Here is a 25,486-nt window from a genome sequence, read left to right as displayed (position 1 = left end):
CAGATTTATCGACCCCTCACCCGACCGCCTTCGGCGGCCACCCTCTCCCGCAAGGGGAGAGGGATGACAGAATCCGTAAGGTGACAAACGCCCGTTTAAGGTCCAGCCTCGTCCAACGGTCGCGTCAGACGGCCGAGCGTCATCAGGGTGTGGCATGAGCGAGTTGGCGGGCACGCCTCCGGGCTTGAGTGAAGTGGTGGCGGACGATGTCCTCGTTCCAGCGCCCCAAAAGAAGCTCTCCAGGAGCGCGCTCAGCTGGATCCTGCACCAAGGCGCCCGCGACCCCTACGTCATCCTGGTCACCATCTACGTCTTCGCGCCGTATTTCTCGCGGGTGCTGGTCGGGGATCCGGTCAGGGGCCAGGCGGCCGTCGCCGACATCTCCACCGTCTACGGCCTGCTGACCGCCTTGCTGGCCCCGATCCTGGGCGCCTCGATCGAGCGGTACGGGCCGCGCAAGCCGCTGATGGCCCTGGTCCTGGCGATCATGGTCCCGCTGCTGTGCCTGCTGTGGCTGGCCAAGCCGGGCGGCCTCCCGGTCAGCCTGGTCGGGGCGGCGCTGATCGCGCTGGGCGTGGCCTACAATTGCGGCGACGTGCTCAACAACTCGCTGCTGGCCCGGGCAGCGGAGAAGGGCCAGGAGCCGGTGCTGTCAGGCCTGGGCTACGCGACGGCCAACGGCCTGTCGGTGTCGCTGCTGATCTTCGTCATGTGGGCCTTCGTGCTGCCCGGCGTCGTGCCGTGGTCGTTCGTCCCGTCCGCCCCGCTGTTCGGCCTCAGCCAGACCGCATACGAGCCCAGCCGCGTCGTCGGTCCGCTGTCGGCCGTGGTCATGCTGCTGGGCGCGATCCCGTTCTTCCTGTGGACCCGCGACGCCCCGCGCACCGGCGTCTCGCTGCTGGCTTCGGCCAAGCTAGGGCTGAAGCTGATCGCCGACACCTTCGGCAATCTCAAGGGACACGCCGACGTCGCCAAGTTCCTGGGCGCGCGGATGCTGTATTGCGACGGCATGACGGCGCTGCTGATCTTCGGCGGCCTGTTCGCGGCCGGGCTGATGAAATGGGGCGAGCTGGAGATGCTGGCCTATGGCATCTCGCTGTCGATCTTCGCCGTGTTGGGCGGGCTGATCGCGCCGACGCTGGACCGGACTCTGGGCCCCAAGCGCGCCGTCCAGGTCGAGGTCGGCGTCTGCATCCTGGTGCTGCTGTGCATGCTGGGCATGGGCCGCGAGAAGATCCTGTTCTTCTGGACCTGGGACGCGGCGACGCATCCGGCGATCTGGAACGGCCCGCTGTTCCGCACCCTGCCGGAGATCGTCTATCTCTCCATGGGCCTGCTGATCGCGGTGTTCGTCACCGCCCAGTACGCCTCGAGCCGCACCCTGCTGGTGCGCCTGGCCCCGCCGGACCGGATGGCGGCCTTCTTCGGCCTGTTCTCGCTGTCGGGCACGGCGACCATGTGGCTGGGCTCGCTGCTGGTGGCCGTGACGACCAAGGTGTTCGCCAGCCAGGTCGCCGGCTTCATCCCGATCGCGGGTCTGCTGGCGCTGGGGCTGGTGGCGCTGTTCACGGTGAAGGGCGGGGAGCGGGAGGCTTAAGACTCCCCCCACCTGATCGCTTCGCGATCGTCCGCCCCCAAAGGCGGGCGGAAGGTGATCCTCCTTCTTCCCCCTCCGGGGGAGGAGCGCCGAAGGCGCGGAGGGGGCGAGTCCTGGCGTACGCCACCTCATATCGCTATCAACCCACCCCATGCGCCGCGTCGCCATCCTCACCGCCCCCTGGCGCGAGCCGGTCTGGGCCTTGGCGCCTTTCCGGGACGAGCCGTACGCCTGCGCGCTGATCACGGGCGGCGCGGGGCGGTGGTCGTACCTGCTGCGCGCGCCTGACGAGACCTTCAGCCTGTCCGCCGCCGACGCCGCCGATCCGTTCGCGACCCTGGCCCGGCTGGTCGGCCCGCCGGCGCCCAGCGATCCCGAAGGGCCGCCGTTCCAGGGCGGTGTCGTGGGCCTGGCCGCCTATGAGCTGGGCGACCGGGTCGAGGCCCTGGGCCTGGGCCGCACCGACTGGCCGGACCTGGCCTGCGCCCGCTATCCGGCCCTGCTGGCCTTCGACCACCACGGCCGCCAGGTGCTGGCGATCGGACGCGGCGACACCGAAGCCGAGGCGGCCGCGCGGGTCCGCGACGCCCTTGCCTGGCTCGACACGCCTACGGCCCAGCGCCCGTCGCCGGCCGGCCCGCTGTGCGCCAACCTCGCCGCCAGCGACGCCGCCGCCTACGAGGCCTCGGTGGCCCAGGTGGTGGAGCGCATCGTGGGCGGCGAGATCTTCCAGGCCAATATCGCCCGCGCCTGGACCGGCCGCCTGACGCCCGACGCCGACCCGTTCGACCTGTTCGTCCGTCTGCGCGGCCAGAGTCCGGCGCCGTTCTCGGCCTATCTGCGCCTGCCGGGCCGGGCGGTGGTCTCCAACTCGCCCGAACGGTTCCTGAAGCTCGACCCGGCGGGGGCCATAGAGACCCGGCCGATCAAGGGCACGCGTCCTCGAGGCGTGGACGCGCGGGAAGATGCGCGGCTCGCCGCCGAGCTGCTGGCTAGCGACAAGGATCGGGCCGAGAACCTGATGATCGTCGATCTGATGCGCAACGACTTGGCCCGGGTGTCGCCGCCCGGCAGCGTGCGGGTCCCCGAGCTGTTCAAGGTCGAGAGCTTCGCCAATGTCCACCACTTGGTCTCGACCGTGACCGCGCGCCTGGCGGAGGGAAGGGGCGTCGCCGATCTGCTGCGGGCCAGCTTCCCGCCGGGCTCGATCACCGGTGCGCCCAAGGTCCAGGCCATGAAGGTGATCGCCGGCCTGGAGCCGCCGCGCGGACCCTATTGCGGCTCGCTGTTCTGGGCGGGCTTCGACGGGGCGTTCGACTCGAGCGTGCTGATCCGAACCGTCGGCCTGGTCGCGGACGAAGAAGGCTGGAAGCTGGAGGCCCGGGCCGGGGCGGGGATCGTCGCCGACAGCGATCCGCGCGCCGAGCGGCTGGAGACCGAGGCCAAGATCGCGGCGCTGCAGCGGGCCCTGACGGAGGCGGTCGAATGATCCCGCATGATGGCATTCCTCTAGATGATCGGGGCCTGCTGCTCGGCGACGGCCTGTTCGAGACGATGCTGGCCATCGACGGCGCGTTGCCGCATCTGCCGGCCCACCTCGACCGGATGGCTTCCGGCTGCGCGGTGCTGAACCTGCCGTTCGAGCGAGGCGAGGCCGAGCGTGTGTGTCGCGCGGCCGTTCCCGCCGAAGGCCGGTTCGCCGTCCGCCTGACCCTGACCGCCGGTTCGGGCGGGCGCGGCCTGGACCGTCCCGCCGCGCCGGTCCCGCGCCTGTTCGCCACGGCCGCCCCGACCGCTCCGCCCGCTACCCCGGCTGTCCTGATCGTCGCCGACACCCGCCGCAACGAGGGCTCGCCGGCCGCGCGGCTGAAGACCCTATCCTACCTCGACAACGTCCTGGCTCGGGCCGAGGCGCGGGCGGCCGGCGCCGACGAGGCGGTGATGCTGAACAATCGCGGCGAGGTCGCCGGCGCGGGCGCGGCCAATTTGTTCTGGATCGAAGGCGAGCGGCTGTTCACCCCGCGGCTCGACTGCGGCGTGCTGGCGGGGATCACCCGCGCGCGCCTGATGGCGCTGCGGCCGGTCGAGGAGGTCGCCGTGGAGCTCGAGGCCCTGGAGCGGGCCGACGCGATCTTTCTGACCAACAGCCTGATCGGCGCGCGGCCGGTCTCTTGGTTGGGGGGGCGGATGTTCGAGGAGCATCCGATGGCAGAGAGATTGCGGGCCTTATTGGCAAGCTGAGCTTTCTCCAAAAGCCCAAAGAGTTCGCCTTCCTAGGCCTCGTGCCTAGGACCCAGCGTTCCGTTTGCGTTGAATAGATGGAGCCTGGCCCAACAGATGCGGCTTCCTTGAAAATCACCGGCTGGCTCCGCCATGGGTCCTCGCCACAAGGGCGAGGAAGGCAATGTTAATATTGCTAAAGTTGTGTAGGTCTGAAACTCTCTCCCCATGCGGGAAGAGCGCTACATCGCCGTCTACATCATGGCCAACCAGCGGCTCGGTACGCTGTACATCGGCGCGACCGGCTATCTGAACCGCAGGATCTGGGAGCACCGTGAGGGGCTGATCAGAGGCTTCACCAAAAAGTACCGCTTGAAACGCTTGGTCTGGTACGAGCCTCACGAGGATATGGTGGCGGCGTTCCAGCGCGAGCGGAGCCTCAAGCGCTGGCCTCGGCAGTGGAAGATCAACCTGATCGAACGCGAAAATCCCTATTGGGACGATCTCTATCCAGGGCTGACCTGAGAGTCCTAACCCCTCAGCTCGTCGGCGACCACAGCACGGAGTCGGTCTTGCGCGGGCGCAGGTAGTAGGTGCGCGAGAAGGTTAGGCTTGTCGGCATCACCAGCTGGATCGGCGAGGTGTAGACATAGCTGGCCCGGGCCAGGATCACCGTCTTGCTGGCGGGCAGCACGCCGACGGGCACGTCGGTCAGCACGGCGCCGGCCGCGGGGCAGGTGGTCATGGTGGTCGAGGGCTTGGACCAGACCACGGTGTCCTTGCCCGTGGCGTCCGAGGAGACGCTGGCGACGCACATCTTCAAGGTCGTGGTCGAGAACGGCGCCATGATGGTGTTGCCGATGGTGAAGATATCGGCCGTCTTGAGCGGTCCGGTCTGGTTGCTCTGGGCCACCAGGTCGCCGATCGACGAGGCGATGTTCGACAGGCGCCGCTGGGCCATCATCGCCTGGGTCAGCTCTGCCATGCCGCAGTACATGATGATCAGCACCGGGGCGATCAGGGCGAACTCCACGGCCGAGACGCCGCGGCGATCGCGCCAGAAGCCAGCCCAAACGCCAAAAGGAGGGGGGCGACGGCGGCTCATTCTTCGTACGGCTCGTTGGTGAAGGCGGTGGCGGCGTAGATGATCCGCTTGCCGTTCGCGCTCTGCAGGCCCGTCTGAAGCAGCGGCGTGATCAGCGGCCAGGTGTAGTAGGCGCGGACCAGAACGATCGAACCGGACACGCCCGGGTTCCAGGTCATCGAGGTGGGGACGGTGGTGTTCGACGCCGAGGTGCTGGTGGCGGCGAAGTCGCTGAAGGTGCGTACGTCGACCTGCAGCGCGCTGGAGCAGGTGGGGCCGATCCAGCTCATCTTGTCGCAGACGGCGGTCTTGAAGGTGGCGGCCGTGCCGCCGGTGGTCTGGACCTGGCCGGTGCGGATGGTGCGGCCCGCGTCGATGACCGCGTTCTCCAGGCCCAGGGACACCAGGATCACCAGGCCCAGTTCGAGCAGGGCGAAGACCAGGACCAGGAACGGCAGGGCGACGAGGGCGAATTCGACGGCCGTGGCGCCGCGCTCGGCGCGCGCGAAACGGCCGGCCAGGCGGGCCAGCCGACGTCGGGCGCGGTCGAGGATGAAGCTGTGAGCCATGCGGCGGGCGTTCCCATGATCCCGAGGATCGGCGGACAGCCTAGCCGAACGATCCTAACCACTGGTTAGGGCGCGCTCGCGCGTTGAGGCGCTCCCGCGCGTATGTCGCGCGTACGTGAGGCGCTACGGCGTCGTGGCGCCCGCCGCGCCCAGGCGCGTGCATTGGGCGGCGCAGGCGTAGTTGCTGGCGGTCGCGCCACGATAGACGGTGACCCCGCCGCCGCCGTTCTCGGAGACGACGACCTGGCGATCGGCGAGGGCGCGGCCGCCGGCGCCGAAGGCCAGCAGGCTGGTGACGCCCGGGCGCTTGCCCAGGACGACGAGGGTGCGGTCGTTGACGACGCTGACGTCGGCGATGGTCGGGTCGCCGACCACGACATCGCGCACCGCGCCGCTCAGGTTGACGTACGAGGCCTGGCCCGCGGCCACCGGCAGATCGGTCGGCGTGGTCGCCGGCGCGTTCCTAATCGGAAGCGCGCCCGTCATGGCGGTGGTCTGGGCGGCGGTCTGAGCGCTCGCGGAGACCCCCGAAAGGGTCAAGGCGGCGGTGATGGCGAGCGAAAGGCGGCGCATGAAGGTTTCCGATCCCGGATCCGAACGTGCGCCAGTATCACTTTCTTTGGTCAACAAAAGACTAAAGCGCGACTGTATGCGGCCAAGCGTCGCTTGAGAAAGTCTTGGATTCAAAGGGGTTTGCGGAGGGCGGCGGTGGCCATGGTTAAGAACAAATAATAGTAAACGCAAATAAACCAAAAGAAAATTCGCGGAAGCTATTCGCTGTTTACTGGCCATTAAGTGCAGTCGGCGAAATTGATCGTGTTTTCGGGGGTGAGCAAGTCAGACGGCTTGAAAGCCTCAAATCAACTAGCCCTGGTTTTTGGAGACCAAGTCATGACCAAGTTTGTCACCCGCTTCCTGAAGGACGAATCCGGCGCCACGGCGATCGAGTACGGCCTGATCGCTGCCCTGATCGCCGTCGTCATCGTGACCGCCGTCACCACGCTCGGCACCACGCTGAACAGCAAGTTCGCGGTCGTGTCGACCAAGGTCGCCAACGCCGGCACCTAATCGTCGCAGCTCGCTCGAAAAGAAAAGGGTCGAGGCTCAGCCTCGGCCCTTTTTCTTTGTTTGCCGCGCTTTGTCGCGGCCAGAAAGCCGGCCCGGCGCGCATCTCCGGGAAACGTTTGCTTCACCCGTCCGTCGCAGAATGACGCGACTTCAGAACCGGCGCGGAAAAGGCGCAAGACATGCAAGCCGTCCAGATCTCGCTGCTGCTGGTCTTTCCGGCCCTGGCCATCGTCGGGGCGCTGAAGGATCTCACCAGCTACACTATTCCCAACTGGATCTCGCTGGCCCTGATCGCCGCGTTCGTTCCGGCCGCCCTGGCCGTCGGCGCGCCGCTGCCCGTGGTCGGCCTGTGCCTGGCCGCTGGTCTCGGCGGACTGCTGCTGGGCATGGGCATGTTCGCGGCCGGCTGGATCGGCGGCGGCGACGGCAAGCTGTTCGCGGTCTGCGCCCTGTGGCTGGGCTGGCCGGCGGTCCTGCCGTTCATGCTGTACACGGGCTTGGCTGGGGGCGCCTTGACCTTGGCCATCCTGGCCCTGCGGTCGGCCTGGTTGGCGCCGGCCCTGGCGGGCGGTCCGGCCTGGATACGCAAATTGGGTACGGAAGGCGGCGACCTGCCGTATGGCGTGGCCATCGCCGTGGGGGCCCTGGCGGCTTTCCCGCAGGGCGCTTTGGCCCATGGAATCCTGGGCTAAGGCCCCATTTCCCCTGAAAAGGGCGCGACAGCCTGTCGCGCGGCGCCCCGGTTCCAAGCTGAAAACTTTTAGCGGGCGTTAACCATGCGCGGGCGACCATGGAGTGTGGCCAGAAAGGCTGACTGACGAATCGTGCGTGCCCGCCGGACGGCGACCGCGCGGCTCACCCGAGAGTTCCTAGCCCGCGCCATGAGCCCTGTTCGCCTCCTGATCGTCCTTGTCGCCGCCGTGTCGGCCATCGGCCTGGCCGTGGTCCTGCAGCGCGCGTTGGGCGGCAAATCGGCCGCGCCGACCGCCATGGCCGCGCCCGCACCGACGCCGAACAAGCCGATGACCCAGGTCCTGGTGGCCAAGCGCGACCTGCCGATCGGTACGCGTCTGGTCGCCGCCGACGTGACCTGGCAGGCCTGGCCGTCCGACGCCGTCAACGGCGCCTTCATCACCAACGGCGCGGCCCCGGCCGCGCCCGACGGCAAGGTTCAGGCCGCCAAGGCCGCCGTCGCCGCCACCGCCGACCAGATGATCGGCGGCGATCCGGCCAAGGTCGTCGACGGCGCGATCGTTCGCGACCCGATCCTGACCGGCGAACCGATCACCCCTCGCAAGATCGTCCGTGGCGGCGAGGGCGGCTATCTTTCCGTCGTGCTGACCCCGGGCAAGCGGGCGATGGCCGTGCAGGTCACCTCCGACACCGCCGTGGGCGGCTTCATCCTGCCGGGCGACCGCGTCGACGTGCTGATGACCCGCGAAGGCCAGGTCAACGCCACGACCGAAAACGGCTCCGCGACCGGCAAGGTGGTGATCGCCGAAACCGTGCTGCAGAACATCCGGGTCCTGGCCCTCGACCAGGCGACGGCCGCCGAGAAGGACGCCAAGTCGATCGTCGCGGCCACGGCCACCCTCGAGGTCGGCCCGGTCGAGGCCGAGGCCCTGGCCCGCGCCAAGGCGATGGGCTCGGTCTCCCTGGCCCTTCGCGCCTATACCGACCTTGGCGGTCCTTCGGGCATGACCCGCCCGGTCGCCGTCAATGATTCCACCGTCCGCATCAACCGCGGCGGGACGACCACCAGCGTGGCGGTGCGCCCGTGATCCGCCCGGTGAAAGCCAACATGTCCTTCAAGCGCCGCCTCCTGACGGTCCACATGGCCGCCCTGCTGGGCCTCTCCTCGACCGCCCCGGCTTTCGCCGACGGTCCGGTCGCGGGCTCGCACGTCTATCGCCCCGCCGCCCGCGTCTCGCGTCCGGCCCCGCCGCCCGCGCCGATGGCGTTCGCGCCGCAGGTCGCCGACCAGGTGACCCGCATCGTCCTGACCGCCGACCAGACCGCCACGACGATCGAGCTGGCCAAGGGCAAGTCGGCGATCATCGAGCTGCCGACCGACGTCCGCGACTTGCTGGTCACCAATCCGGCCATCGCCGACGCCGTGCTGCGTGACAAGCGCCGCATCTATGTCGTGGGCTTGACCGAAGGCACGACCGACGCGGCCTTCTTCGACGCGACCGGCCGCCGCATCCTGTCGCTGGCCATCCGTGTCGCCCAGCCGGTCGACCAGCTGGCCGACACGCTGAGCCGGGTGCTGCCCGACGCCAAGATCCGGGTGCAGCCGATCCGCGACAGCGTGATCCTGACCGGCTTGGTTCGCACGGCCGCCGAATCCGAATCCGCCTCGCGCATCGCCGCGCAGTTCGTCGGCAAGCCGGAAAACGTCCTGAACATGCTCAGCGTCGCCGGCAAGGACCAGGTGATGCTGCAGGTCCGCATCGTCGAGGTGCAGCGCAACGTGGTCAAGCAACTGGGTGTCGACCTGAACGCCGTGCTCGGCCAGCTTGGCGAGACCCAGTACAAGTTCGGCCTGTCGCCGACGTTCGGCGTCAACGGCAGTCTGCTGGGCGGGGTCACCGGCGGCTACCAGACCGACACCACCAAGCAGCCGACCATGGTCATCCCCTGCTCGGGCGGCGTGACGGGCACCTGCTACGGCGTGGTCCGGGACAACAGCGTCTATGCCAACGGCGACACCGCGACGATCCGTGACACCGCCGGCAGCGCCGGGCTGAACTCGGCCAAGGGCATGATCCAGGCGTTCGAGCGGGTGGGCCTGGTGCGCACCCTGGCCGAACCGAACCTGGCGGCCGTCTCGGGTGAGGCCGGCCACTTCCTGGTCGGCGGGGAATTCCCGGTCCCGACCGGCAGCGACACCAGCGGCAAGATCTCGATCGAGTTCAAACCCTACGGCGTGGGCCTGGGCTACACCCCGGTGGTGCTGTCGGGCGGCCGCATCTCGCTGAAGATCTCGACCGAGGTTTCCGAGCTGTCCAGCCTGGGCGCCTTCACGATCGCCTCGGGCTCGGCGGCGGCCAACCTGACCGTCCCCGGCCTGTCGGTGCGCCGCGCCGAGACCACGGTCGAGCTGCCGTCCGGCGGCTCGTTCATGATCGCCGGGCTGCTGCAGCAGACAACCAAGCAGACCATCGACTCGGTGCCGGGCATGACCTCGATGCCGATCCTGGGCTCACTGTTCCGCTCGCGCGACTTCCTGAACGGCCAGACCGAGCTGGTGATCATCGTCACCCCGTACATCGTCGACCCGACCCGTCCGCAGAACCTGCAGACCCCGGCCGACGGCCTGGTTTTCGCCAGCGACATGAGCACGGTCCTGCTGGGCCGGCTCAACAAGGTGGTCAAGGCGCCGGCCGGCGCCAACGCGGGGCGCGCGTACCAGGGCCCCGTCGGCTATGTGATCGAGTAGGACGCCGCCATGACGCACAACACCCCCGTCAAGATCGTCCTGTTGGCGGCCGCCTTCGCCGGCCTGGCCGCCTGCGCCTCGGCGCCGCCGGAGCAGGGGCCGTCCAAGGTCGCCACCACCGAAACCCAGCAGTGGATGGACAAGATCAAGGTCACGTCCGCGCCGGACGAGATCGTCCTGGCCTCGCACGCCACCGGCCTGTCGGCCAACCAGGGCTCGGCCCTGGAGGCCCTGGTCGGGCGCTGGCTGGACGCGGAGGGCCGCGAACTGGTGGTCACCGCTCCGAACAGCGCGGGCGCCATGGCCACCCAGATTCGTGACAGGCTGATCACCCTGGGCGCACCGGGCGCGCGCGTGCGGGTCGTCGGTTTCAATCCGGCCGGTCCCGAGGACAACACCATCCGCGTCGGCTTCCTGCGCTACGAGGCCCAGCCGCTGAAATGCGGCGAGCGCTGGGAGAACCTGGCCGCCACCCGCAACAACACCGCCTATGAGAACTTCGGCTGCGCCATGGCCGCCAACATCGCCGCCCAGGTGGCCAATCCCGAAGACCTGATCCGGCCGCGCGACACCACTCCGATCGACGCCGGCCGCCGCGACACCGTCCTTGGCAAGTACCGCAAGGGCGAAACCACCAGCGCGGCCAAGGACGATCAAGCCAGTGGCGCCATTTCGAAGGCGATCCAGTAATGCGGCCGACCGATAGCGACCCCTTCGACCTGGGCTTCGACGCCGCCGACGAGTTCACCACCGGCGCGTCCGACCCTTGGCGCGCGTCCGCCCCGCCGTCGCTCAGCCCGGTGGGCGGCTTCGACGACCCGTTCGCCGAGTTCCCGCCGGCCCGCCCGCGCGACGAGGCTCAGCCCGCCCGCGCGCCGGCCACTCGCCCGACGCCCGCCGCCCAACTGGCGGCCCAGCCAGCGGCCAAGCCCGCCGCGCCCCAGCCGGCGGCGTCCGCGCCAGCCGCCCCGCGCCGCGCGCCGCAGCCCGTCGTCGCCGGGCCGGAGCCCGACGATCGCGACCTCGACATCCCGGCCGAGGCGCCCGCCGCCGCGCCGACCTATCACGAGCCCATCGCCGACAGCGGCCTGGGCGACGCGGCGATCCCGCGGATCACCATCCACGCCTTCTGCGCCCGGCCGGAGACGGCGGCCCTGATCGAACAGGCCGCCGCCGACCGTCGCATGGCCCGCGCCTCGACCATCGTTCGCGACGGCGGGCTGGAAGCGGCCGTCGACTACTATCAAAATCAGCCGACCCCCTCGCTGGTCATGGTCGAGACGACCCAGAGCGCGCAGCGCCTGCTGCACCTGCTGGACAGCCTGGCCCAGGTCTGCGACCCCGGCACCAAGGTGGTCGTGGTCGGACAGACCAACGACATCGCCCTCTATCGCGAGCTGATCCGCCGAGGGGTCAGCGAATATCTGACCCAGCCGCTGGGTCCGCTGCAGGTGATCCGCGCGGTGGGCGGCCTCTACGCCGACCCGTCGGCGCCGTTCATCGGCCGCCAGATCGCCTTCGTCGGCGCCAAGGGCGGGGTGGGGGCCTCGACCCTGGCCCACAACTTCGCCTGGTCGATGGCCGAGAAGATGCAGACCGCCACCGTGCTGGTCGATCTGGACCTGGCCTTCGGCACCGCCGGCCTCGACTTCAACCAGGATCCGCTGCAAGGCGTGCTGGACGCCCTGACCCAGCCGGATCGTCTGGACCCGGTGCTGATGGACCGCATGATGGTCCGCTGCGGCGACCGCCTGTCGCTGTTCGCCGCCCCGGCCTCGCTGGACGACGACTACGAGATCAGCGCCGACGCCTATGAGGAAGCGACCCAGAAGATCCGCGGCGCCGCCCCCTTCGTGGTGCTGGACATCCCGCACGTCTGGAACGCCTGGAGCCGCCGCGTGCTGGTCGGCTCGGACGATCTGGTCGTGGTGGCCACGCCCGACCTCGCCTCCTTGCGCAACGCCAAGAACATCATCGACCTGGTCAAGGGCGCGCGGCCCAACGACGTGCCGCCGCGCCTCGTCCTGAACCAGGTCGGCGTGCCCGGCCGTCCCGAGATCCCGGTCAAGGACTTCGGCGAGGCCCTGGGCGTCCAGCCTTCGCTGGTGCTGCCGTTCGATCCCAAGCCCTACGGCCAGGCGGCCAACAACGGCCAGATGCTGGCCGAGGTGGCGCCCAAGTCGAAGGCCGCCGAGGGGCTGGAGCACCTGGCCCGCCTGATCAGCCGCCGCGAACCGCCGGCTCCGCAGAAGTCGTCCATGCTCTCGGGCCTGTTCAAGAAGAAGTAGATGTTCGGCAAGCGCGATCCGTCAGCCCCCGCCGAACAGAAGGCGCCGCCCCCCGCTCCGACGGGCGGCGCGGCCATCGCCACGCGTCCGCAGCGGATCGAGCCGACCGCCCCGCCGGAACCCAAGGCGCCGGCGCCCAAGCTCACCGGTCCCGCCGCGAAGGGCGGCGCCGCGCCGAAGGCGACGCCGGGCCTGGATCAGCTGCGCGCCGCGCAAGGCATCGCCGCCGCCCAGACGACCAATATCGTCCGTGAACAGAGCGACTACTACCACGCCACCAAGACCACGATCTTCAACGCCCTGCTGAACACGATCGACCTGAGCCAGCTGGCCCAGCTCGACATCAAGGCGGCGGCCGAGGAGATCCGCGACATCGTCGCCGAGCTGGTGGCGATCAAGAACGTCTCGATGTCGGTGGCCGAGCAGGAGCACCTGGTCCAGGACATCATCAACGACGTCCTCGGCTACGGTCCGCTGGAGCCTTTGCTGGCCCGCGACGACATCGCCGACATCATGGTCAACGGCGCCCACCGGGTGTTCATCGAAGTGGGCGGCAAGGTCCAGCTGACCAACGTCCGTTTCCGCGACAATCTGCAGCTGATGAACATCTGCCAGCGGATCGTCAGCCAGGTCGGCCGCCGGGTCGACGAAAGCTCGCCGATCTGCGACGCCCGCCTGCCCGACGGCAGCCGCGTCAACGTCATCGCCCCACCCTTGGCTCTGGATGGTCCGACCCTGACCATCCGGAAGTTCAAGAAGGACAAGCTGACGATGAAGAACCTGGTGGAGTACCTCTCCATCAGCCCGGAAGGGGCGCGGGTTCTGGGCGTCATCGGCGCCTGCCGCTGCAACGTCATCATCTCGGGCGGCACGGGCTCGGGCAAGACGACCTTGCTCAACACCATGACCGCGTTCATCGACCCCACCGAGCGGGTCGTGACCTGCGAGGACGCGGCCGAACTGCAGCTGCAGCAGCCGCACGTGGTGCGCCTGGAAACCCGCCCGGCCAACCTGGAAGGCTCGGGCGCGATCACCATGCGCGACCTGGTCAAGAACTGTCTGCGGATGCGTCCCGAACGCATCATCGTCGGCGAAGTCCGCGGGCCGGAGGCGTTCGACCTCCTCCAGGCCATGAACACCGGTCACGACGGCTCGATGGGCACGCTGCACGCCAACAGCCCGCGCGAGGCCATCAGCCGCGTCGAGAGCATGATCACCATGGGCGGCTACGGCCTGCCCTCGAAGACCATCAAGGAGATGATCGTCGGCTCGGTCGACGTGATCATCCAGGCCGCCCGCCTGCGCGACGGCTCGCGCCGCATCACCCACATCACCGAGGTGGTGGGCCTGGAGGGCGACGTGATCGTCACCCAGGACCTGTTCATCTACGAGATCACCGGCGAGGACGAGCACGGCAGGGTGCTGGGCAAGCACCGCTCGACCGGCATCGCCCGCCCGCGCTTCTGGGACCGCGCTCGCTATTACGGCCTGGAGCGCGAACTGGCCGAAGCCCTCGACGCGGCGGAGTAGGCGATGCTGTTCATCATCGCCGGGATCCTCGGTTTCATCACCATCGCGGGCCTGGGCTTCGCCTTCGCCGGCGGTGACAGCGGCTCGGCCAAGGCGGCCAAGCGCGCCCAGATGATCGCCGGCGGCGGCGAGCGCCAGGCCAGCGTCCGCGCCAAGGCCGCGGCCAACACACCCGACGCCCGCCGCCAGGCGATCCTCAAGTCGCTCAAGGAGCAGGAGCGCAAGCAGAAGAAGGCCTCGCTCAGCATCGGCGCGCGCATGCAGGCCGCGGGCCTGGGCGAAAATGTCAGGATGTTCTGGATCATCAGCGGCGTGCTGGGCGTGTTCGTCGCCCTGCTGTTCCTGCTGCTGCGCCAGATGCCGCTGGTCGCCCTGGGCGCGGGCTTCGCCGCCGGGGCGGGCCTGCCGCGCTGGGTGCTGGGCTTCCTGGCCAAGAGCCGCACGCGCAAGTTCACCGAGGCCTTCTCGGACGCCATCGACATCATCGTGCGCGGCATCAAGTCGGGCCTGCCGGTCCACGACTGCCTGAAGATCATCGGCAAGGAAAGTCCCGAGCCCCTGGCCGGCGAGTTCCGCACCCTGACCGAGAACATCGCCATGGGCGTGCCGGTCGATGCGGCCCTGGAGAAGATGTACGAGCGCATGCCGACCAGCGAGCTGCGCTTCTTCTCGATCGTTCTGGCCATCCAGGCCAAGACCGGCGGCAACCTGGCCGAGGCCCTGGGCAACCTCTCCACCGTCTTGCGCGCGCGCAAGCTGATGAAGGAGAAGATCAAGGCGCTGTCGGCCGAAGCCATCGCCTCGGCCGTCATCATCGGCTCGCTGCCGCCGGGCGTCGTCACCCTGATCAGCGTGACCTCGCCCTCCTACATGCGGCCGATGTTCACCGATCCGCGCGGCCACCTGATGCTGCTGGCGGGCGCGCTGTGGATGACCCTGGGCATCTTCGTCATGCGCCGCATGATCAATTTCAAGTTCTAGGGGGAGGGCCGCGTGAAGATCGTCGACACCCTGACCGACCCCACCAACCTGGTGACCGCCTTCATCGCCGTGGTGGTGTTCGCCACCATCATCACCCTGGCTTCGCCGGCCCTGCGCGACAACAATCTGGAGGGCCGCCTGAAGTCGGTGGCCAACCGGCGCGAGGAGTTGCGTCGGCGATCGCGCCAGAACATCGCCCAGCGGAACGGCGGGTCGAGCACCGGCTCGCTGCGCCACCAGGACGAGGGTCTCTACAAGAACGTCGTGGACCGGCTGCAGCTGTCGCGGCTGCTGGAGGATCCCAAGGTCGTCGACAAGCTGGCCCAGGCCGGTTTCCGCGGCCCGCGCCCGGTGACCACCTTCTACTTCTTCCGCTTCGTGATGCCGTTCGTATTCGGGGCGGTGGTGGCCTTCTATCTCTATGTCGTGAACGGCTTTGGCCTGCTGCCCCTGCAGAAGATGTGCGCGTGCGTGGCGTTCCTGGCGCTCGGCTACTACGCGCCCAACGTCTACATCAGCAACATCGCCCAGAAGCGCCGCGAGTCGATCGTGGCGGCCTTCCCCGACTCGCTGGACCTGCTGCTGATCTGCGTCGAAAGCGGCATGTCGATCGAGGCGGCGATCCAGAAGGTCGGGTCGGAAGTCGGCGCCTCGTCGATGGAGCTGGCCGAGGAGCTCAGCCTGCTGACGGCCGAGCTTTCGTACCTGCCCGACCGTCGCCTGGCCTACGAGGGCCTGGCCCGCCGGACCAACCATCCTGGCATCAAGTCGGTGGCCACGGCGATGATCCAGGCCGAGCGCTACGGCACCCCGCTGGGCACGGCCCTGCGCGTCATGGCCAAGGAGAACCGCGATCTGCGCCTGTCAGCCGCCGAGAAGAAGGCCGCGGCCCTGCCGGCTCAGCTGACCGTGCCGATGATCATGTTCTTCCTGCCGGTGCTGTTCATGGTCATCATGGGTCCCGCGATCATCAAGATCCAGGACGTGTTCGGGAAGCACTAGAACTCCCGCCTGGCGCCGGACTTGCGCGCGCTCGCCAAGACGATTTCGTTTTGGGACAGGGCGCGTGGCGGACAGGCACAGGAAGATCGCGGTTGCTTTCGCGCGCGAGGAAAAGGGCGGCGCTGCGCTGGAGATGGCGCTGGTGGCCGGCTTGGCGGCCTTTTTCGCCTACACCATGAAGTATCTGCTGGCCGACCCCCTGTTGGCCAATTTCACCCGGACCGCGAAGGCCTTGAGCCAGGCGCTCGGCGGTTAGCCTTTCACACGCCGATGAAGGCCGCCAGCTCATGCGGCTCGCCGGTGGGGAAGGCGGACTTCAGGTGATCGAGAAACGCCGAGACACGCGCGCTGAGCAGACGGCGCGACGGGTAGAGCGTCCATAGGGCGATCTCCGGCCCGTCGATATCGCCCCAGTGCGCCAGCCGGCCCGCGGCCAGATCGGGACCCACCAGCGACACCGGCAGCCGTGCGACGCCGACCCCGGCCCGAACGGCGTCTCGGACCATGATCATCGAGGACAGGCCAAGGACGGGATCGACGACGAGGGTCGAACCTCCGGTCGCGTTCGCCATCTTCCAGGTTTCAAGTCCCGACCCTGTCCCGCGCACGATCGCGGTGACGGGGGATCCGTCAGTGGGCCGCGCGAGATCGGGGCTGGCCACCACCACCAGGTAATCGCGCATGAAGGCGCGCCCGACCAGGGTCGCGTCCGGATCCGGGTTCACGCGGATCACCAGGTCATAGCCTTCCTCGACCATGTCGACGGCCCGGTCCTCCGTCGTCACCTCCAGGCGGATGTCCGGAAACTTCATCGCGAACTGGGCGGCCAGCCTGCCCATCGCGATCTGCGAGAACAGCAACGGCGCGCTGATCCGCAGCAGGCCGCGCGGGATGTCGCCGCCGGACGCGATGCCCGCCGCCGTCTCGTCCAGCTCGGTGAGCAGGGCGGTGGTGCGCTCGTGCAGCGCCCGTCCTTCCTGGGTGAGCTTCAACGTCCGGCCGCCACGCTCGAACAGGCGCAGGCCGAGGCTGGCCTCCAGTTCCACGACCCTGCGCGACAGGGTCGCCTTGGGCCGTCCGGCGGCGCGGGCGGCGCGGCCGACCCCGCCATGCCGGGCGACCAGGTTGAAGTCGGCGAGGGCGAGCAGGTCCATATGTTCCACCAGTGGGACGGAGTGTCCAAATCTAGCGTCTATTGGCCAAGATATGGATCGCTAATTTGCCGGTGTCACTCGAACCCCGGAGATTTTTCCATGACCATCCTCGTTACCGGCGCCACCGGCCGTGTCGGCCGCCAAGTCGTCCAGCAACTCGTCGCCCGCGACGCCGCCGTGCGCGTCCTGGTCCGCGATCCCTCGAAGGCCGACTTCCCGGCCGGCGTCGAGGTCGTGCAAGGCGACCTGCTCGACATCGACTCCTTGCGCGCCGCCTTCACCGGCGTCCGCACGCTGTTCCTGCTCAACGCGGTGGCGGCCGACGAATTCACCCAGGCGCTGATCACCCTGAACATCGCCCGCGAGTCCGGCGTCGAGCGGGTCGTCTACCTGTCGGTGATCCACGCCGATCGCTTCGTGAACGTGCCCCACTTCGCGGTGAAGTCCGGCGCCGAGCGGATGATCCAGCAGATGGGCTTCTCCGCCACGATCCTGCGTCCCGCCTACTTCATCGACAACGACCTGACGATCAAGGACGTCATCCTGAACTACGGCGTCTATCCGATGCCCGTCGGCGGCAAGGGCGTGGCCATGGTCGACGCCCGCGACATCGCCGAGGTCGCGGCGATCGAGCTGATCCGTCGCGACCAGGCGCCGGGCAAGCTGCCGATCGAGACCATCAACCTGGTCGGTCCCGACACGCTGACCGGGACCGCCGTGGCGGCGATCTGGTCGGACGTCCTGGGCCGCCCGGTCGCCTATGGCGGCGATGATCCGTCGGGCTTCGAGCAGAACCTGGCCAACTTCATGCCCAAGTGGATGGCCTATGAAATGCGCCTGATGGCCGAGCGCTTCGTCGGCGACGGCATGATTCCCGAGGCTGGCGACGTCGCGCGCCTGACCCGGATCCTGGGGCGCCCGCTGCACGCCTATCGCGACTTCGCGACCCAGATCGCCGCTAGCGCCGCCTGACCCGCTCGGCCCGCTCCCAAGGACTATGACCATGATCTATTCGACCGCCACCGTCCCGGTGAACCCCGAGGGCGAGACCAAGCTGACCCGGGCGCAAGCCTGGGCCGGCCTGGAACTGAAAGCCCGCGACGCCCGCCTGTTCCTGCCGCCGGGCCTCTGCACCCGCTGCGATGTCGTGGAGGAAAGCGCGAGCCATTTCGTGCGCGACGCCACGATCGGCGGGGCCGACCTCCGCGAGATCGTCGCCCTGGAACCGCTGAGCAAGGTGACCTTCTTCCAGGCCGCCGGTCCGCGTGAAGGGGCCATCATCAACGAGTTGTTCGAGGACGCGGACGGCGCGCTGCAGCTGCGCTTCTACTGCTATCTCGGCCTTCGCGGCCAGGCGCCGAACGGTCCGCAAGAGCAGGCGGAGCAGGCGCAGTTCGACGGCCCCACCGGCTACAAGGCCGCCTTGCTGTCGACGCTGAAGCGGACCCGCGAACTGCTGGCGGAGGGCAAGCTCCAAGGCTGACGGCTGAAGCGCGAGCCTATTGCCCGCCGCCCGCCTTCAGCGCGTCCCAAGAGCGGCTGCCACCGGCCTGGCCGATGGCGGCGCGCAGATAGGCCAGGTTGTTGGCCACCAGCTCGGGCGGCAGGTCGGCGCGGGCCAGTTTCTCGGCTTCGGGCAGGCGGCCTTGCAGGCCGACCACCAGGGCCAGGTTCTGGCGCACCTGGATCCCGGCCGAGGGCAGGGCGGCGGCGCGGCGCAACTGGGCTTCCGCGCCCGGCAGGTCGCCTTGGGCGGCCAGGTGCATGGCGTAGTTGGCCAGCGGCGTGGCCTCGTTGGGCGCCAGGGCCAGGGCCTGGCGATGGGCCGCGTCGGCCTCCTCGTCGCGCTGGGCCTGTTCGTAGGCCACGGCCAGCAGGGTCAGCGGACGCCAGTCCTTCGGCGCCAGGGCGGCGGCCTTGCGGGCCGGCTCGATGGCGTAGAAGCCCTGGCCGCGCGCGACGTGGGCGCGGGCCAGCTCCAGCAGCAGGGCGGTGTCGTCGGGATGGGCGATCAGGGCCTTGGTCGCGGTCTCGGCGGCGTCGTCGTTGCGGCCGAGGCCGCGCAACGCCTGGGCCAGGCCCGCGCCCGCCTCGGCGTCGGAAGCGTCGGTCTCGAACTCGGCGCCCCAGAAGGCCGCGCGGGCCAGCGGGTCCAGCCGCCGAGCCTCGGCGCGCTGCTGCGGCGAGGCCTTGACCGGTTTGGCGGCGGCGGCCTCCGGCGCGGGCTTGGGGGCGTCCGCGGCGAAGGCCCCCAAGGGAGCGCCGAGCGCCATCAGCACGATAGCCGGGGCGAGAACGGTTGCGACGAGCGCGCGCTTGCGACACATGAAGGCAGGTCTCCCGAAGGTGCGCCCATGATCCGGCGTGGCCCTCAAGGAATCGTTAAGCATAATTTTAAAGGACTCCGCCGATGTCCGACGCGACCCATCCGATCCTCAGCGCGGCCGAGGGCGCGGCGATCCCGGTCCATCCGCTGGCCGAAGGCGAGGTCGAGGGCTTCCTGGCCCAAAAGCGCGCGCCGGTAAGGACTTTCGCCGCCGCCAACAAGTTCACGGGCAAGGCCGGCCAGGTGCTGGCGGTCCCCGGCGCGAGCGGCGCGGTCGAGCGGGTGCTGCTGGGCGTGGGGTCAAATCTGGGTGGGGGCCGCGCGGATCTGTCGCTGTTTCGCACGCTCGCCGGCAAGCTGCCGGCCGGCGACTACGTCCTGACCAAGCTGCCCAGGGGAATCGATCCGGCCGAAGCGGCCCTGGCCTTCGCCCTGGGGACCTACCGCTTCGACCGCTACAAGAAGAAGGGCGAGCCGATCGCCCGGCTGGTCGCGCCCAAGGGCGTCGACGCCGCCGCCGTCACCGCCACGGCCCACGCCTGCGCTCTCGCCCGCGACATGGTCAACACCCCGGCCAACGACATGGGGCCGCTGCAGATCGAGACCATCGCCCGCGAGATCGCCGAGAAGTACGGCGCGACGATCGCCGTGGTCACCGGCGACGACTTGCTCTCGCAGAACTACCCCGCCGTCCATGCCGTCGGCCGCGCCGCCGTCCCGGCCCGCGCGCCGCGCATGATCGAGATCGCCTGGGGCGACGCCGCGCACCCACTGGTGGCGCTGGTCGGCAAGGGCGTGGTGTTCGACACCGGCGGCCTCGACATCAAGCCGTCCTCGGGCATGCGGCTGATGAAGAAGGACATGGGCGGCGCCGCCCACGCCCTGGCCCTGGGTCGCATGATTATGGAAGCCCGGCTGCCGGTCCGTCTGGCGATCCTGACCCCCGTGGTCGAGAACGCCATCGCCGGCGACGCCATGCGGCCCGGCGACGTGCTCCAGACCCGCGCCGGCCTGACGGTGGAGGTCGGCAACACCGACGCCGAGGGCCGCCTGATCCTGGCCGACGCCCTGACCCGCGCCGCCGAGCTGAAGCCCGCCCTGACTTTGGACTTCGCGACCCTGACCGGCGCGGCGCGGATCGCCCTGGGGCCGTTCGTGATCCCGTTCTGGACCGCCGACGACAAGCTGGCCGGCCAGATCGAGGCGGCGTCGCGGGCGGTGCAGGATTCCCTCTGGCGCCTGCCCCTGACCGAGGCCTATCGCGAGGCGCTGGACAGCGACGTCGCCGACCTGAAGAACGACCCCGACGGCTGGGCCCAGGCCGGGGCCACGACGGCGGCGCTGTTCCTGCAGCGGTTCGCGCCAGCCCAAACCGAAAATGGCGGCGACGATGTCGGCCCCTGGGCCCACTTCGACGTCTTCGCCTGGAACCCCAAGGGCCGCCCCGGATTCCCCGTGGGGGGCGAGGCGCAGGCCATTCGCGCGGCCTTCGCCATGATCAAGGGCCGTTTCGCATGAGCTTGGACTTCCTTGGCGACTCCCGCGTGACCCTGGCCCGCGCCGACCTGGCCGACCAGCGCCTGGAGGGCCTGGCCCCGGCCGAGCGCTTCGAGGCCAGCGAGGTGATGGTCTGCGCCGTCCCGGCCACCGCCATCCGCGCCGCGGCCTCGCCCGACGCCGAGCAGTGGGACCAGCTGCTGTTCGGCGAGGTCTTCCGGGTGCTGGAGATCAAGGATGGCTTCGCCTGGGGCCAGGCGGCCCGCGACGGCTATGTCGGCTTCGTCGAGGCCACGGCGCTGACGCCGCAAGGCGCGCCGCCGACCCATGCCGTCAGCGCGATCCGCACCTATGCGTTCAGCAAGCCCGACATCAAGTCGCGGCCCGACGGGCTCTACAGCCTGAACGCCCTGGTCACGGTCGAGGCGCGCGAAGGCCGCTTCGCCAAGGGCGTGGGGACCGGCTGGTTCGTCGAGGAACACCTGACCGCCATTGGGCGCGGAGAACGCGACTATGTCGCCGTCGCCGAGCGCTTCCTGGGCGCGCCCTACCAGTGGGGCGGCCGCGAGTCGCTGGGCCTGGACTGCTCGGGGCTGGTGCAGCAGGCCCTCTATGCCTGCGTCCGCGCCTGTCCGCGTGACACCGACATGCAGCGCGGCTTCTTCCCGGAAGTCGCCGAGGCCGACCGTCGGCGCGGCGACCTGGTGTTCTGGAAGGGCCACGTGGCCATCCTGCTGGACGCCGACACCATCCTGCACGCCAACGCCCACCACATGGCCACCGCGATCGAGCCCCTGGCCGAGGCCATCGCCCGGATCGAGGCGGCGGGCGTCGGCGCGCCGCTCGGCTACCGGCGGGTTTCGTGATCGGACCCGAGGTGATCCCGCTCAGTCCCGGAGCCGCCAACGTCCTGCGAGGAGAGCTCCCCGATCGCGTGATCGAGCAGGTCTCGCGCGGCGAGCTGCACGCCTATCGCGTCGCCGCGCCGAAGGGTCGGGTGCTGGTCTGTCCCGGCGGCGGCTATCTGCGGCTGATGCACGACCGCGAGGGGACCGAAGTCGCCCAGTGGCTCAACGGCCTGGGCTACGACGCCTTCGTGCTGGTCCATCGCTTGCCCGGCGCGCCGGGTGACGGCGAGGTCTGGCCCGAGGACGTGGCCCTCACCGACGGTTTGGCGGCCTTGAACCAGATCGGCCGCGACCTGCCGCTGTTCGTGCTGGGCCTGTCGTCCGGCGGCCATCTGGCGGGCGCCATCGCTTGCCAGCCGGGTGTGAACGCCGCCGGCCTGCTGATCGCCTATGCGCCGATCAACGCCAATCACAGCGACCACAAGGCGCCGGCCGGCAAGCCCGACTATCCGCCGCCGCAGAAGCAGGCCTTCTACGACGCCTGGCCGATCGGTCTGGCGGCCGAACCGCACGGCGTGCCCCGCTGCCCGGTGTTCCTGGCCTATGCCCTGCACGACGAGGCCGTGCCGATCGAGCACGCGCTGAACTTCATCCGCACCGCCCGCGACGCGGGCCTAGACCTGGACGCCCACGTGTTCGGCGCCGCCCCGCACGGCTTCGCCCTGCGCGCGCTGGACGGGACCCAGGCGGCCTGGCCGGAGCTGGCGGCCGGGTGGATGGCGCGGCGAGGATAGGCGCCAACAAAAAGGCCGCGGAGCTTGCGCTTCGCGGCCTCTTCGATTTCAGCGCTTGGGGCGATTAGGCCTTCGGCGGCGCGGTGTTCCCACCGGCGGCCGGCGCGGCCGGGGCCGTGGCGGCGCCGGGGGCCGGAGCCGTCGCGCCGCCCGGGGCGGCCGGAGCAGCGGCGTCGGCCGGAGCGCCAGCGGCCGGAGCAGCGGCGGCGGCGGCCGGACGCGGCGGCGGCACCGGCAGCTTCGAACCCAGGCTGTGCAGGTAGGCGATCATCGCGATGCGGTCTTCCGGCTTCTTCAGACCCACGAAGGTCATGTTGGTGCCGGGGACGTCCTTACCGGGCGCCTTCAGGAAGGTGTACAGGGCGTCGTAGTCCCACACCGGCTGCTTGCCGGCGAAGTCCTTCATCGCGCCCGAATAGTTGTAGCCCGGATGCGCGGCCGGCTTGCGGCCCAGCACGTCCCACAGGCCGGGGCCGGTGGCGTTGGCGTTCGAGGCGTCCAGCTTGTGGCAGGCCGCGCACTTGGCCGAGACGGCGGCGCCGGCGGCCACGTTGGCCGGGGTCAGGACAGCGGCCCAATCCGGCGGAGTGTCGGCGACTTCGCCGCCGCCGGCCGACTCTTCCTGGACCGCGATCTCGTAGCCGGCCTTCTCGACTTCATGCTTCTTGAAGACGATGTCCGACGCTTCCCGCAGACCGAAAATAACGAGGCCGGTCAGCAGCACGCCGCCAGCGATCTTGTTGAACGTCAGGTCGCTCATTTCAGCCTAGTCAGCCTCTTGTCGGCCCACCCCAGGGCGGGCTTGAAACCAGCGCGTCGGAATCGCCAGGACGAGTCCCGAACGCGCGTCATGTTGCGCTCGCGTCTCTTACACGCTACCGCCCCTCGCGCAACCGGGCAGCAAACAATTGAGGCCACGAACCCATGAACCCGATCGTCCTGATCCCCGCGCGGATGGCGGCGACGCGCCTGCCGGGCAAGCCGCTGGCGGAGATCGGCGGCGTTCCGATGATCGTCCGGGTTCTCAACCAGGCCCTGAAGGCGAACATCGGCCCCGTGGCCGTGGCGGCCGGCGATCCCGAAATCGTCGAGGCGGTTCAAAAGGCTGGCGGAACGGCGGTGCTGACCGACCCCGACCTGCCGTCCGGCTCGGACCGGATCCTGGCGGCGCTGGCCGTGCTCGATCCGGAGTTCGAACACGACGTGGTCATCAACCTGCAGGGCGACATGCCCTTCGTCGATCCGGCCGTGCTGAGCGACTGCGCGCGAATACTTAAGGAGTTCGACGACGCCGACATCGCCACCGTCGTCGCGCCCGAGGCCTCGCCGGCCGACCGCGCCAATCCCGACGTCGTCAAGGCCGTGCTGGCCATGGAGGACGACGGCCAAAGCGGCCGCGCGCTCTACTTCACCCGCTCCACCCTTTATGGCGACGGCCCGGTATGGCGCCACATCGGCATCTACGGCTATCGCCGCGAGGCGCTGGTGGTGTTCAACGACGCCTCGCCCTCCGCCCTCGAAAAGCGCGAGAAGCTGGAGCAACTGCGCGCCATGGAGCTGGGCCTGACGATCCGCGCCGCCGTGGCCGCCGAGGCCCCGATTTCCGTCGACAATCCCTCCGATCTCGCAGCGGCCCGTAAGCAGGCCCAGGAAACCGCATGAGCATCCTCAAGAAGATCGCCTTCCAGGGCGAGCCCGGCGCCAACAGCCACGAGGCGTGCCGGACCTACTTCCCGGAGCACGAGGCCTATCCCTGCGCCACGTTCCAGGAGGCCTTCGAGGCGATCAAGACCGGTGTCTGCGAGCTGGGCATGATCCCGATCGAGAACTCGATCGCCGGCCGGGTCGCCGACGTGCACCACCTGCTGCCGGCCTCGGGCCTGAAGATCATCGGCGAGCGCTTCAAGCCGATCCGCTTCCAGCTGATGGCCAACAAGGGCGTCAAGCTGTCGGACATCAAGGTCGTCGCCTCGATGCCGATCGCCCTGGCCCAGTGCCGTAACAGCCTGAACAAGCTGGGCGTGGCCACCGAGGCGGCCGGCGACACCGCCGGCGCGGCCAAGGCTCTGGCCCTGAAGCCCGACCCGACCCGCGGCGCCGTGGCCCCGGCCCTGGCGGCCGAGATCTATGGCCTCGACATCCTGGCCAGCGACATCGAGGACGAGCGCCACAACACCACCCGCTTCCTGGTGATGACGGCCGACAAGGCCCCGCCGGCCCCGGAATTCACCCACCGCTGCGTGACCAGCTTCGTGTTCCGGGTCCGCAACCTGCCGGCGGCCCTGTACAAGGCTCTGGGCGGCTTCGCGACCAACGGCGTCAACATGACCAAGCTGGAAAGCTACATGGAGGGCGGCGCCTTCACCGCGACCTTCTTCTACGCCGAGGTCGACGGGCGTCCCGAGGACCGCAGCCTGGCCCTGGCCCTGGACGAGCTGAAGTTCTTCTCCGAGCGCTTCGAGATCCTGGGCGTCTATCCGGCCGATCCGTTCCGGGATCGGGGGAACTAGCAAGATAAATCCTCCCCTGCGTTGCGGGGGAGCAGCTAAGTTTTCCGCCTTCCCCAAGCGTCACCATTTCCGATACCGGCGTTCTCTGATTAGCTCCCCGGGTAAACCAAGAATCCCTGGGGAGGGAGCCATGCAGAGTTCGATGGTCGCGCCGGTGATGGCGCTGGTGGGGTGGTCGCTGGTGATCTGGGTCTGGATGTACGTCCAGCGGATTCCGGCCATGCAGAAGGCGGGGGTCAAGCCGCAGGACGCGCGGTTTCCGGGCTCGCTGGACGTGCTGCCCGACCACGTCCGGCAGGCGGCCGACAACTACAACCACCTGATGGAGCAGCCGACGATCTTCTACGCGGCGGCCCTGGCCATCCAGGTCGCGGGCCACGCCGACGGCATGGCCGTGCACTTCGCCTGGGTCTATGTCGGCGTGCGCGTGCTGCACAGCCTGCTGCAGATCAGCGTCAACCTGGTGACGCTGCGGTTCCTGCTGTTCGTGGTGTCGACGGGGGTGCTGGCGGCGATGGTGGTGCGGGAGCTGATGAAGATCTTTTGATCCCTCTCTCTAAGAGAGAGGGAGCTCGC

Annotated in this window: 27 protein-coding genes and 1 pseudogene; 22 read left to right on the top strand and 6 right to left on the bottom strand. The window is 69.3% G+C overall.

Going from position 1 to position 25,486, the window contains the following annotated elements; genetic code table 11:
• Positions 1 to 154 precede the first annotated feature (154 nt).
• The 4 genes and pseudogenes from ASC70_RS05875 to ASC70_RS05860 all read left to right on the top strand — a co-directional run bounded on the left by ASC70_RS05875 (position 155) and on the right by ASC70_RS05860 (position 4,342).
• Positions 155 to 1,597 carry an MFS transporter gene (locus ASC70_RS05875; RefSeq protein WP_056047451.1) on the top strand — a complete coding sequence of 481 codons (1,443 nt, stop codon included), beginning with the start codon at positions 155 to 157 and terminating at the stop codon, positions 1,595 to 1,597.
• Positions 1,598 to 1,623: 26 nt separating this feature from the next.
• Positions 1,624 to 3,086: pseudogene (gene pabB / locus ASC70_RS05870) on the top strand (aminodeoxychorismate synthase, component I).
• Positions 3,083 to 3,838, top strand: a complete 756-nt coding sequence (locus ASC70_RS05865) for an aminotransferase class IV (RefSeq protein WP_056047444.1) — start codon at positions 3,083 to 3,085, stop codon at positions 3,836 to 3,838. Before pabB ends, ASC70_RS05865 begins: the two are co-directional and overlap by 4 nt.
• A 207-nt stretch (positions 3,839 to 4,045) precedes the next feature.
• On the top strand, positions 4,046 to 4,342 hold the full coding sequence (locus tag ASC70_RS05860) for a GIY-YIG nuclease family protein (protein WP_047407680.1): 297 nt from the start codon (positions 4,046 to 4,048) through the stop codon (positions 4,340 to 4,342).
• A gap of 13 nt (positions 4,343 to 4,355) precedes the next feature.
• On the opposite strand, the gene ASC70_RS05855 is transcribed toward ASC70_RS05860, so the two are convergent.
• From ASC70_RS05855 to ASC70_RS05845, 3 genes are all read right to left on the bottom strand, one after another.
• A complete protein-coding gene (locus tag ASC70_RS05855) occupies positions 4,356 to 4,922 on the bottom strand; it encodes a TadE/TadG family type IV pilus assembly protein (RefSeq protein ID WP_056047439.1) in 567 nt (188 codons plus the stop codon).
• A complete protein-coding gene (locus tag ASC70_RS05850; RefSeq protein WP_056047437.1) occupies positions 4,919 to 5,470 on the bottom strand; it encodes a TadE/TadG family type IV pilus assembly protein in 552 nt (183 codons plus the stop codon). The genes ASC70_RS05855 and ASC70_RS05850 overlap by 4 nt, the downstream gene beginning before the upstream one ends.
• A gap of 123 nt (positions 5,471 to 5,593) precedes the next feature.
• A complete protein-coding gene (locus ASC70_RS05845) occupies positions 5,594 to 6,043 on the bottom strand; it encodes a pilus assembly protein N-terminal domain-containing protein (protein ID WP_056047434.1) in 450 nt (149 codons plus the stop codon).
• A 318-nt stretch (positions 6,044 to 6,361) separates the two neighbouring features.
• Here ASC70_RS05845 and ASC70_RS24375 point away from each other — a divergent pair, with 318 nt between their 5' ends.
• From ASC70_RS24375 to ASC70_RS05800, 10 genes are all read left to right on the top strand, one after another.
• On the top strand, positions 6,362 to 6,538 hold the full coding sequence (locus ASC70_RS24375; protein ID WP_082009219.1) for a Flp family type IVb pilin: 177 nt from the start codon (positions 6,362 to 6,364) through the stop codon (positions 6,536 to 6,538).
• A 179-nt stretch (positions 6,539 to 6,717) separates the two neighbouring features.
• A complete protein-coding gene (locus ASC70_RS05840; protein ID WP_056047431.1) occupies positions 6,718 to 7,230 on the top strand; it encodes a prepilin peptidase in 513 nt (170 codons plus the stop codon).
• A gap of 189 nt (positions 7,231 to 7,419) precedes the next feature.
• The gene (cpaB, locus tag ASC70_RS05835; RefSeq protein WP_047407673.1) at positions 7,420 to 8,319 is read left to right on the top strand and encodes a Flp pilus assembly protein CpaB; all 900 of its coding nucleotides are present in this window, start codon (positions 7,420 to 7,422) and stop codon (positions 8,317 to 8,319) included.
• 20 nt (positions 8,320 to 8,339) lie between these two features.
• Positions 8,340 to 9,980, top strand: coding sequence for a type II and III secretion system protein family protein (locus ASC70_RS05830; RefSeq protein WP_056047428.1), 1,641 nt, complete (start codon positions 8,340 to 8,342; stop codon positions 9,978 to 9,980).
• Between the two features lie 9 nt (positions 9,981 to 9,989).
• Entirely contained in the window at positions 9,990 to 10,670 is a 681-nt protein-coding gene (locus ASC70_RS05825) for a CpaD family pilus assembly lipoprotein (protein WP_056047425.1), read from the top strand.
• Positions 10,670 to 12,268: a CpaE family protein gene (locus ASC70_RS05820; RefSeq protein ID WP_056047421.1), complete on the top strand. Its 1,599-nt coding sequence runs from the start codon at positions 10,670 to 10,672 to the stop codon at positions 12,266 to 12,268. Before ASC70_RS05825 ends, ASC70_RS05820 begins: the two co-directional genes overlap by 1 nt.
• Positions 12,269 to 13,798 carry a CpaF family protein gene (locus tag ASC70_RS05815; protein ID WP_056047418.1) on the top strand — a complete coding sequence of 510 codons (1,530 nt, stop codon included), beginning with the start codon at positions 12,269 to 12,271 and terminating at the stop codon, positions 13,796 to 13,798. It begins immediately after the preceding gene.
• A 3-nt stretch (positions 13,799 to 13,801) separates the two neighbouring features.
• Positions 13,802 to 14,779, top strand: coding sequence for a type II secretion system F family protein (locus ASC70_RS05810; protein WP_047407658.1), 978 nt, complete (start codon positions 13,802 to 13,804; stop codon positions 14,777 to 14,779).
• Positions 14,780 to 14,791: 12 nt separating this feature from the next.
• A complete protein-coding gene (locus tag ASC70_RS05805) occupies positions 14,792 to 15,781 on the top strand; it encodes a type II secretion system F family protein (RefSeq protein ID WP_156136773.1) in 990 nt (329 codons plus the stop codon).
• A gap of 64 nt (positions 15,782 to 15,845) precedes the next feature.
• Entirely contained in the window at positions 15,846 to 16,037 is a 192-nt protein-coding gene (locus tag ASC70_RS05800) for a hypothetical protein (RefSeq protein WP_056047415.1), read from the top strand.
• Between the two features lie 4 nt (positions 16,038 to 16,041).
• Here ASC70_RS05800 and ASC70_RS05795 read toward each other — a convergent pair whose 3' ends face one another.
• Positions 16,042 to 16,935, bottom strand: a complete 894-nt coding sequence (locus ASC70_RS05795; RefSeq protein WP_056047414.1) for a LysR family transcriptional regulator — start codon at positions 16,933 to 16,935, stop codon at positions 16,042 to 16,044.
• Between the two features lie 99 nt (positions 16,936 to 17,034).
• Here ASC70_RS05795 and ASC70_RS05790 point away from each other — a divergent pair, with 99 nt between their 5' ends.
• Positions 17,035 to 17,907, top strand: coding sequence for an SDR family oxidoreductase (locus ASC70_RS05790; RefSeq protein WP_056047409.1), 873 nt, complete (start codon positions 17,035 to 17,037; stop codon positions 17,905 to 17,907).
• Positions 17,908 to 17,938: 31 nt separating this feature from the next.
• Positions 17,939 to 18,418, top strand: a complete 480-nt coding sequence (locus tag ASC70_RS05785; RefSeq protein WP_056048468.1) for an SRPBCC family protein — start codon at positions 17,939 to 17,941, stop codon at positions 18,416 to 18,418.
• A gap of 16 nt (positions 18,419 to 18,434) precedes the next feature.
• On the opposite strand, the gene ASC70_RS05780 is transcribed toward ASC70_RS05785, so the two are convergent.
• Entirely contained in the window at positions 18,435 to 19,262 is an 828-nt protein-coding gene (locus ASC70_RS05780; RefSeq protein ID WP_162247186.1) for a tetratricopeptide repeat protein, read from the bottom strand.
• Between the two features lie 83 nt (positions 19,263 to 19,345).
• Between ASC70_RS05780 and ASC70_RS05775 the strand changes: the two genes are divergently transcribed.
• Genes ASC70_RS05775 through ASC70_RS05765 form a run of 3 tightly spaced genes read left to right on the top strand, consistent with a single transcriptional unit; the run spans position 19,346 to position 22,400 of the window.
• Entirely contained in the window at positions 19,346 to 20,779 is a 1,434-nt protein-coding gene (locus tag ASC70_RS05775; RefSeq protein WP_056047403.1) for a M17 family metallopeptidase, read from the top strand.
• Positions 20,776 to 21,624, top strand: coding sequence for an NlpC/P60 family protein (locus ASC70_RS05770; RefSeq protein ID WP_056047400.1), 849 nt, complete (start codon positions 20,776 to 20,778; stop codon positions 21,622 to 21,624). Before ASC70_RS05775 ends, ASC70_RS05770 begins: the two co-directional genes overlap by 4 nt.
• Positions 21,621 to 22,400 carry an alpha/beta hydrolase gene (locus ASC70_RS05765; RefSeq protein WP_056047396.1) on the top strand — a complete coding sequence of 260 codons (780 nt, stop codon included), beginning with the start codon at positions 21,621 to 21,623 and terminating at the stop codon, positions 22,398 to 22,400. Before ASC70_RS05770 ends, ASC70_RS05765 begins: the two co-directional genes overlap by 4 nt.
• Before the next feature lie 64 nt (positions 22,401 to 22,464).
• On the opposite strand, the gene ASC70_RS05760 is transcribed toward ASC70_RS05765, so the two are convergent.
• A complete protein-coding gene (locus ASC70_RS05760; RefSeq protein WP_056047394.1) occupies positions 22,465 to 23,160 on the bottom strand; it encodes a cytochrome c family protein in 696 nt (231 codons plus the stop codon).
• Between the two features lie 164 nt (positions 23,161 to 23,324).
• On the opposite strand from ASC70_RS05760, the gene ASC70_RS05755 reads away from it, so the two are divergent.
• The 3 genes from ASC70_RS05755 (at position 23,325) to ASC70_RS05745 (ending at position 25,457) form a co-directional block, all read left to right on the top strand.
• Positions 23,325 to 24,062 (top strand): 3-deoxy-manno-octulosonate cytidylyltransferase, encoded by a 738-nt coding sequence (locus ASC70_RS05755; RefSeq protein ID WP_056047391.1) that lies wholly within the window; start codon positions 23,325 to 23,327, stop codon positions 24,060 to 24,062.
• Positions 24,059 to 24,910 (top strand): prephenate dehydratase, encoded by an 852-nt coding sequence (locus tag ASC70_RS05750; RefSeq protein WP_056047388.1) that lies wholly within the window; start codon positions 24,059 to 24,061, stop codon positions 24,908 to 24,910. The genes ASC70_RS05755 and ASC70_RS05750 overlap by 4 nt, the downstream gene beginning before the upstream one ends.
• Positions 24,911 to 25,040: 130 nt before the next feature.
• Positions 25,041 to 25,457 (top strand): MAPEG family protein, encoded by a 417-nt coding sequence (locus tag ASC70_RS05745; RefSeq protein ID WP_056047375.1) that lies wholly within the window; start codon positions 25,041 to 25,043, stop codon positions 25,455 to 25,457.
• The last annotated feature ends 29 nt before the right edge of the window (positions 25,458 to 25,486 follow it).

This window comes from Caulobacter sp. Root343 (genome assembly GCF_001425745.1).
Classification (GTDB): Bacteria; Pseudomonadota; Alphaproteobacteria; order Caulobacterales; family Caulobacteraceae; genus Caulobacter.
The sequence above is the reverse complement of the archived record's forward strand: the minus strand, read 5'-3'. Positions and strand labels throughout refer to the sequence as shown.

Coding starts and splice junctions, on each gene's coding strand:
- ASC70_RS05845 (WP_056047434.1), bottom strand. CDS start 6,043: ATGCGCCGCCTTTCGCTCGCCATCACCGCCGCCTTGACCCTTTCGGGG.
- ASC70_RS05875 (WP_056047451.1), top strand. CDS start 155: ATGAGCGAGTTGGCGGGCACGCCTCCGGGCTTGAGTGAAGTGGTGGCG.
- ASC70_RS05770 (WP_056047400.1), top strand. CDS start 20,776: ATGAGCTTGGACTTCCTTGGCGACTCCCGCGTGACCCTGGCCCGCGCC.
- cpaB (WP_047407673.1), top strand. CDS start 7,420: ATGAGCCCTGTTCGCCTCCTGATCGTCCTTGTCGCCGCCGTGTCGGCC.
- ASC70_RS05865 (WP_056047444.1), top strand. CDS start 3,083: ATGATCCCGCATGATGGCATTCCTCTAGATGATCGGGGCCTGCTGCTC.
- ASC70_RS05750 (WP_056047388.1), top strand. CDS start 24,059: ATGAGCATCCTCAAGAAGATCGCCTTCCAGGGCGAGCCCGGCGCCAAC.
- ASC70_RS05860 (WP_047407680.1), top strand. CDS start 4,046: ATGCGGGAAGAGCGCTACATCGCCGTCTACATCATGGCCAACCAGCGG.
- ASC70_RS05820 (WP_056047421.1), top strand. CDS start 10,670: ATGCGGCCGACCGATAGCGACCCCTTCGACCTGGGCTTCGACGCCGCC.
- ASC70_RS05775 (WP_056047403.1), top strand. CDS start 19,346: ATGTCCGACGCGACCCATCCGATCCTCAGCGCGGCCGAGGGCGCGGCG.
- ASC70_RS05745 (WP_056047375.1), top strand. CDS start 25,041: ATGCAGAGTTCGATGGTCGCGCCGGTGATGGCGCTGGTGGGGTGGTCG.
- ASC70_RS05830 (WP_056047428.1), top strand. CDS start 8,340: ATGTCCTTCAAGCGCCGCCTCCTGACGGTCCACATGGCCGCCCTGCTG.
- ASC70_RS05790 (WP_056047409.1), top strand. CDS start 17,035: ATGACCATCCTCGTTACCGGCGCCACCGGCCGTGTCGGCCGCCAAGTC.
- ASC70_RS05850 (WP_056047437.1), bottom strand. CDS start 5,470: ATGGCTCACAGCTTCATCCTCGACCGCGCCCGACGTCGGCTGGCCCGC.
- ASC70_RS05825 (WP_056047425.1), top strand. CDS start 9,990: ATGACGCACAACACCCCCGTCAAGATCGTCCTGTTGGCGGCCGCCTTC.
- ASC70_RS05785 (WP_056048468.1), top strand. CDS start 17,939: ATGATCTATTCGACCGCCACCGTCCCGGTGAACCCCGAGGGCGAGACC.
- ASC70_RS05780 (WP_162247186.1), bottom strand. CDS start 19,262: ATGTGTCGCAAGCGCGCGCTCGTCGCAACCGTTCTCGCCCCGGCTATC.
- ASC70_RS05815 (WP_056047418.1), top strand. CDS start 12,269: ATGTTCGGCAAGCGCGATCCGTCAGCCCCCGCCGAACAGAAGGCGCCG.
- ASC70_RS05840 (WP_056047431.1), top strand. CDS start 6,718: ATGCAAGCCGTCCAGATCTCGCTGCTGCTGGTCTTTCCGGCCCTGGCC.
- ASC70_RS05855 (WP_056047439.1), bottom strand. CDS start 4,922: ATGAGCCGCCGTCGCCCCCCTCCTTTTGGCGTTTGGGCTGGCTTCTGG.
- ASC70_RS24375 (WP_082009219.1), top strand. CDS start 6,362: ATGACCAAGTTTGTCACCCGCTTCCTGAAGGACGAATCCGGCGCCACG.
- ASC70_RS05810 (WP_047407658.1), top strand. CDS start 13,802: ATGCTGTTCATCATCGCCGGGATCCTCGGTTTCATCACCATCGCGGGC.
- ASC70_RS05760 (WP_056047394.1), bottom strand. CDS start 23,160: ATGAGCGACCTGACGTTCAACAAGATCGCTGGCGGCGTGCTGCTGACC.
- ASC70_RS05755 (WP_056047391.1), top strand. CDS start 23,325: ATGAACCCGATCGTCCTGATCCCCGCGCGGATGGCGGCGACGCGCCTG.
- ASC70_RS05795 (WP_056047414.1), bottom strand. CDS start 16,935: ATGGACCTGCTCGCCCTCGCCGACTTCAACCTGGTCGCCCGGCATGGC.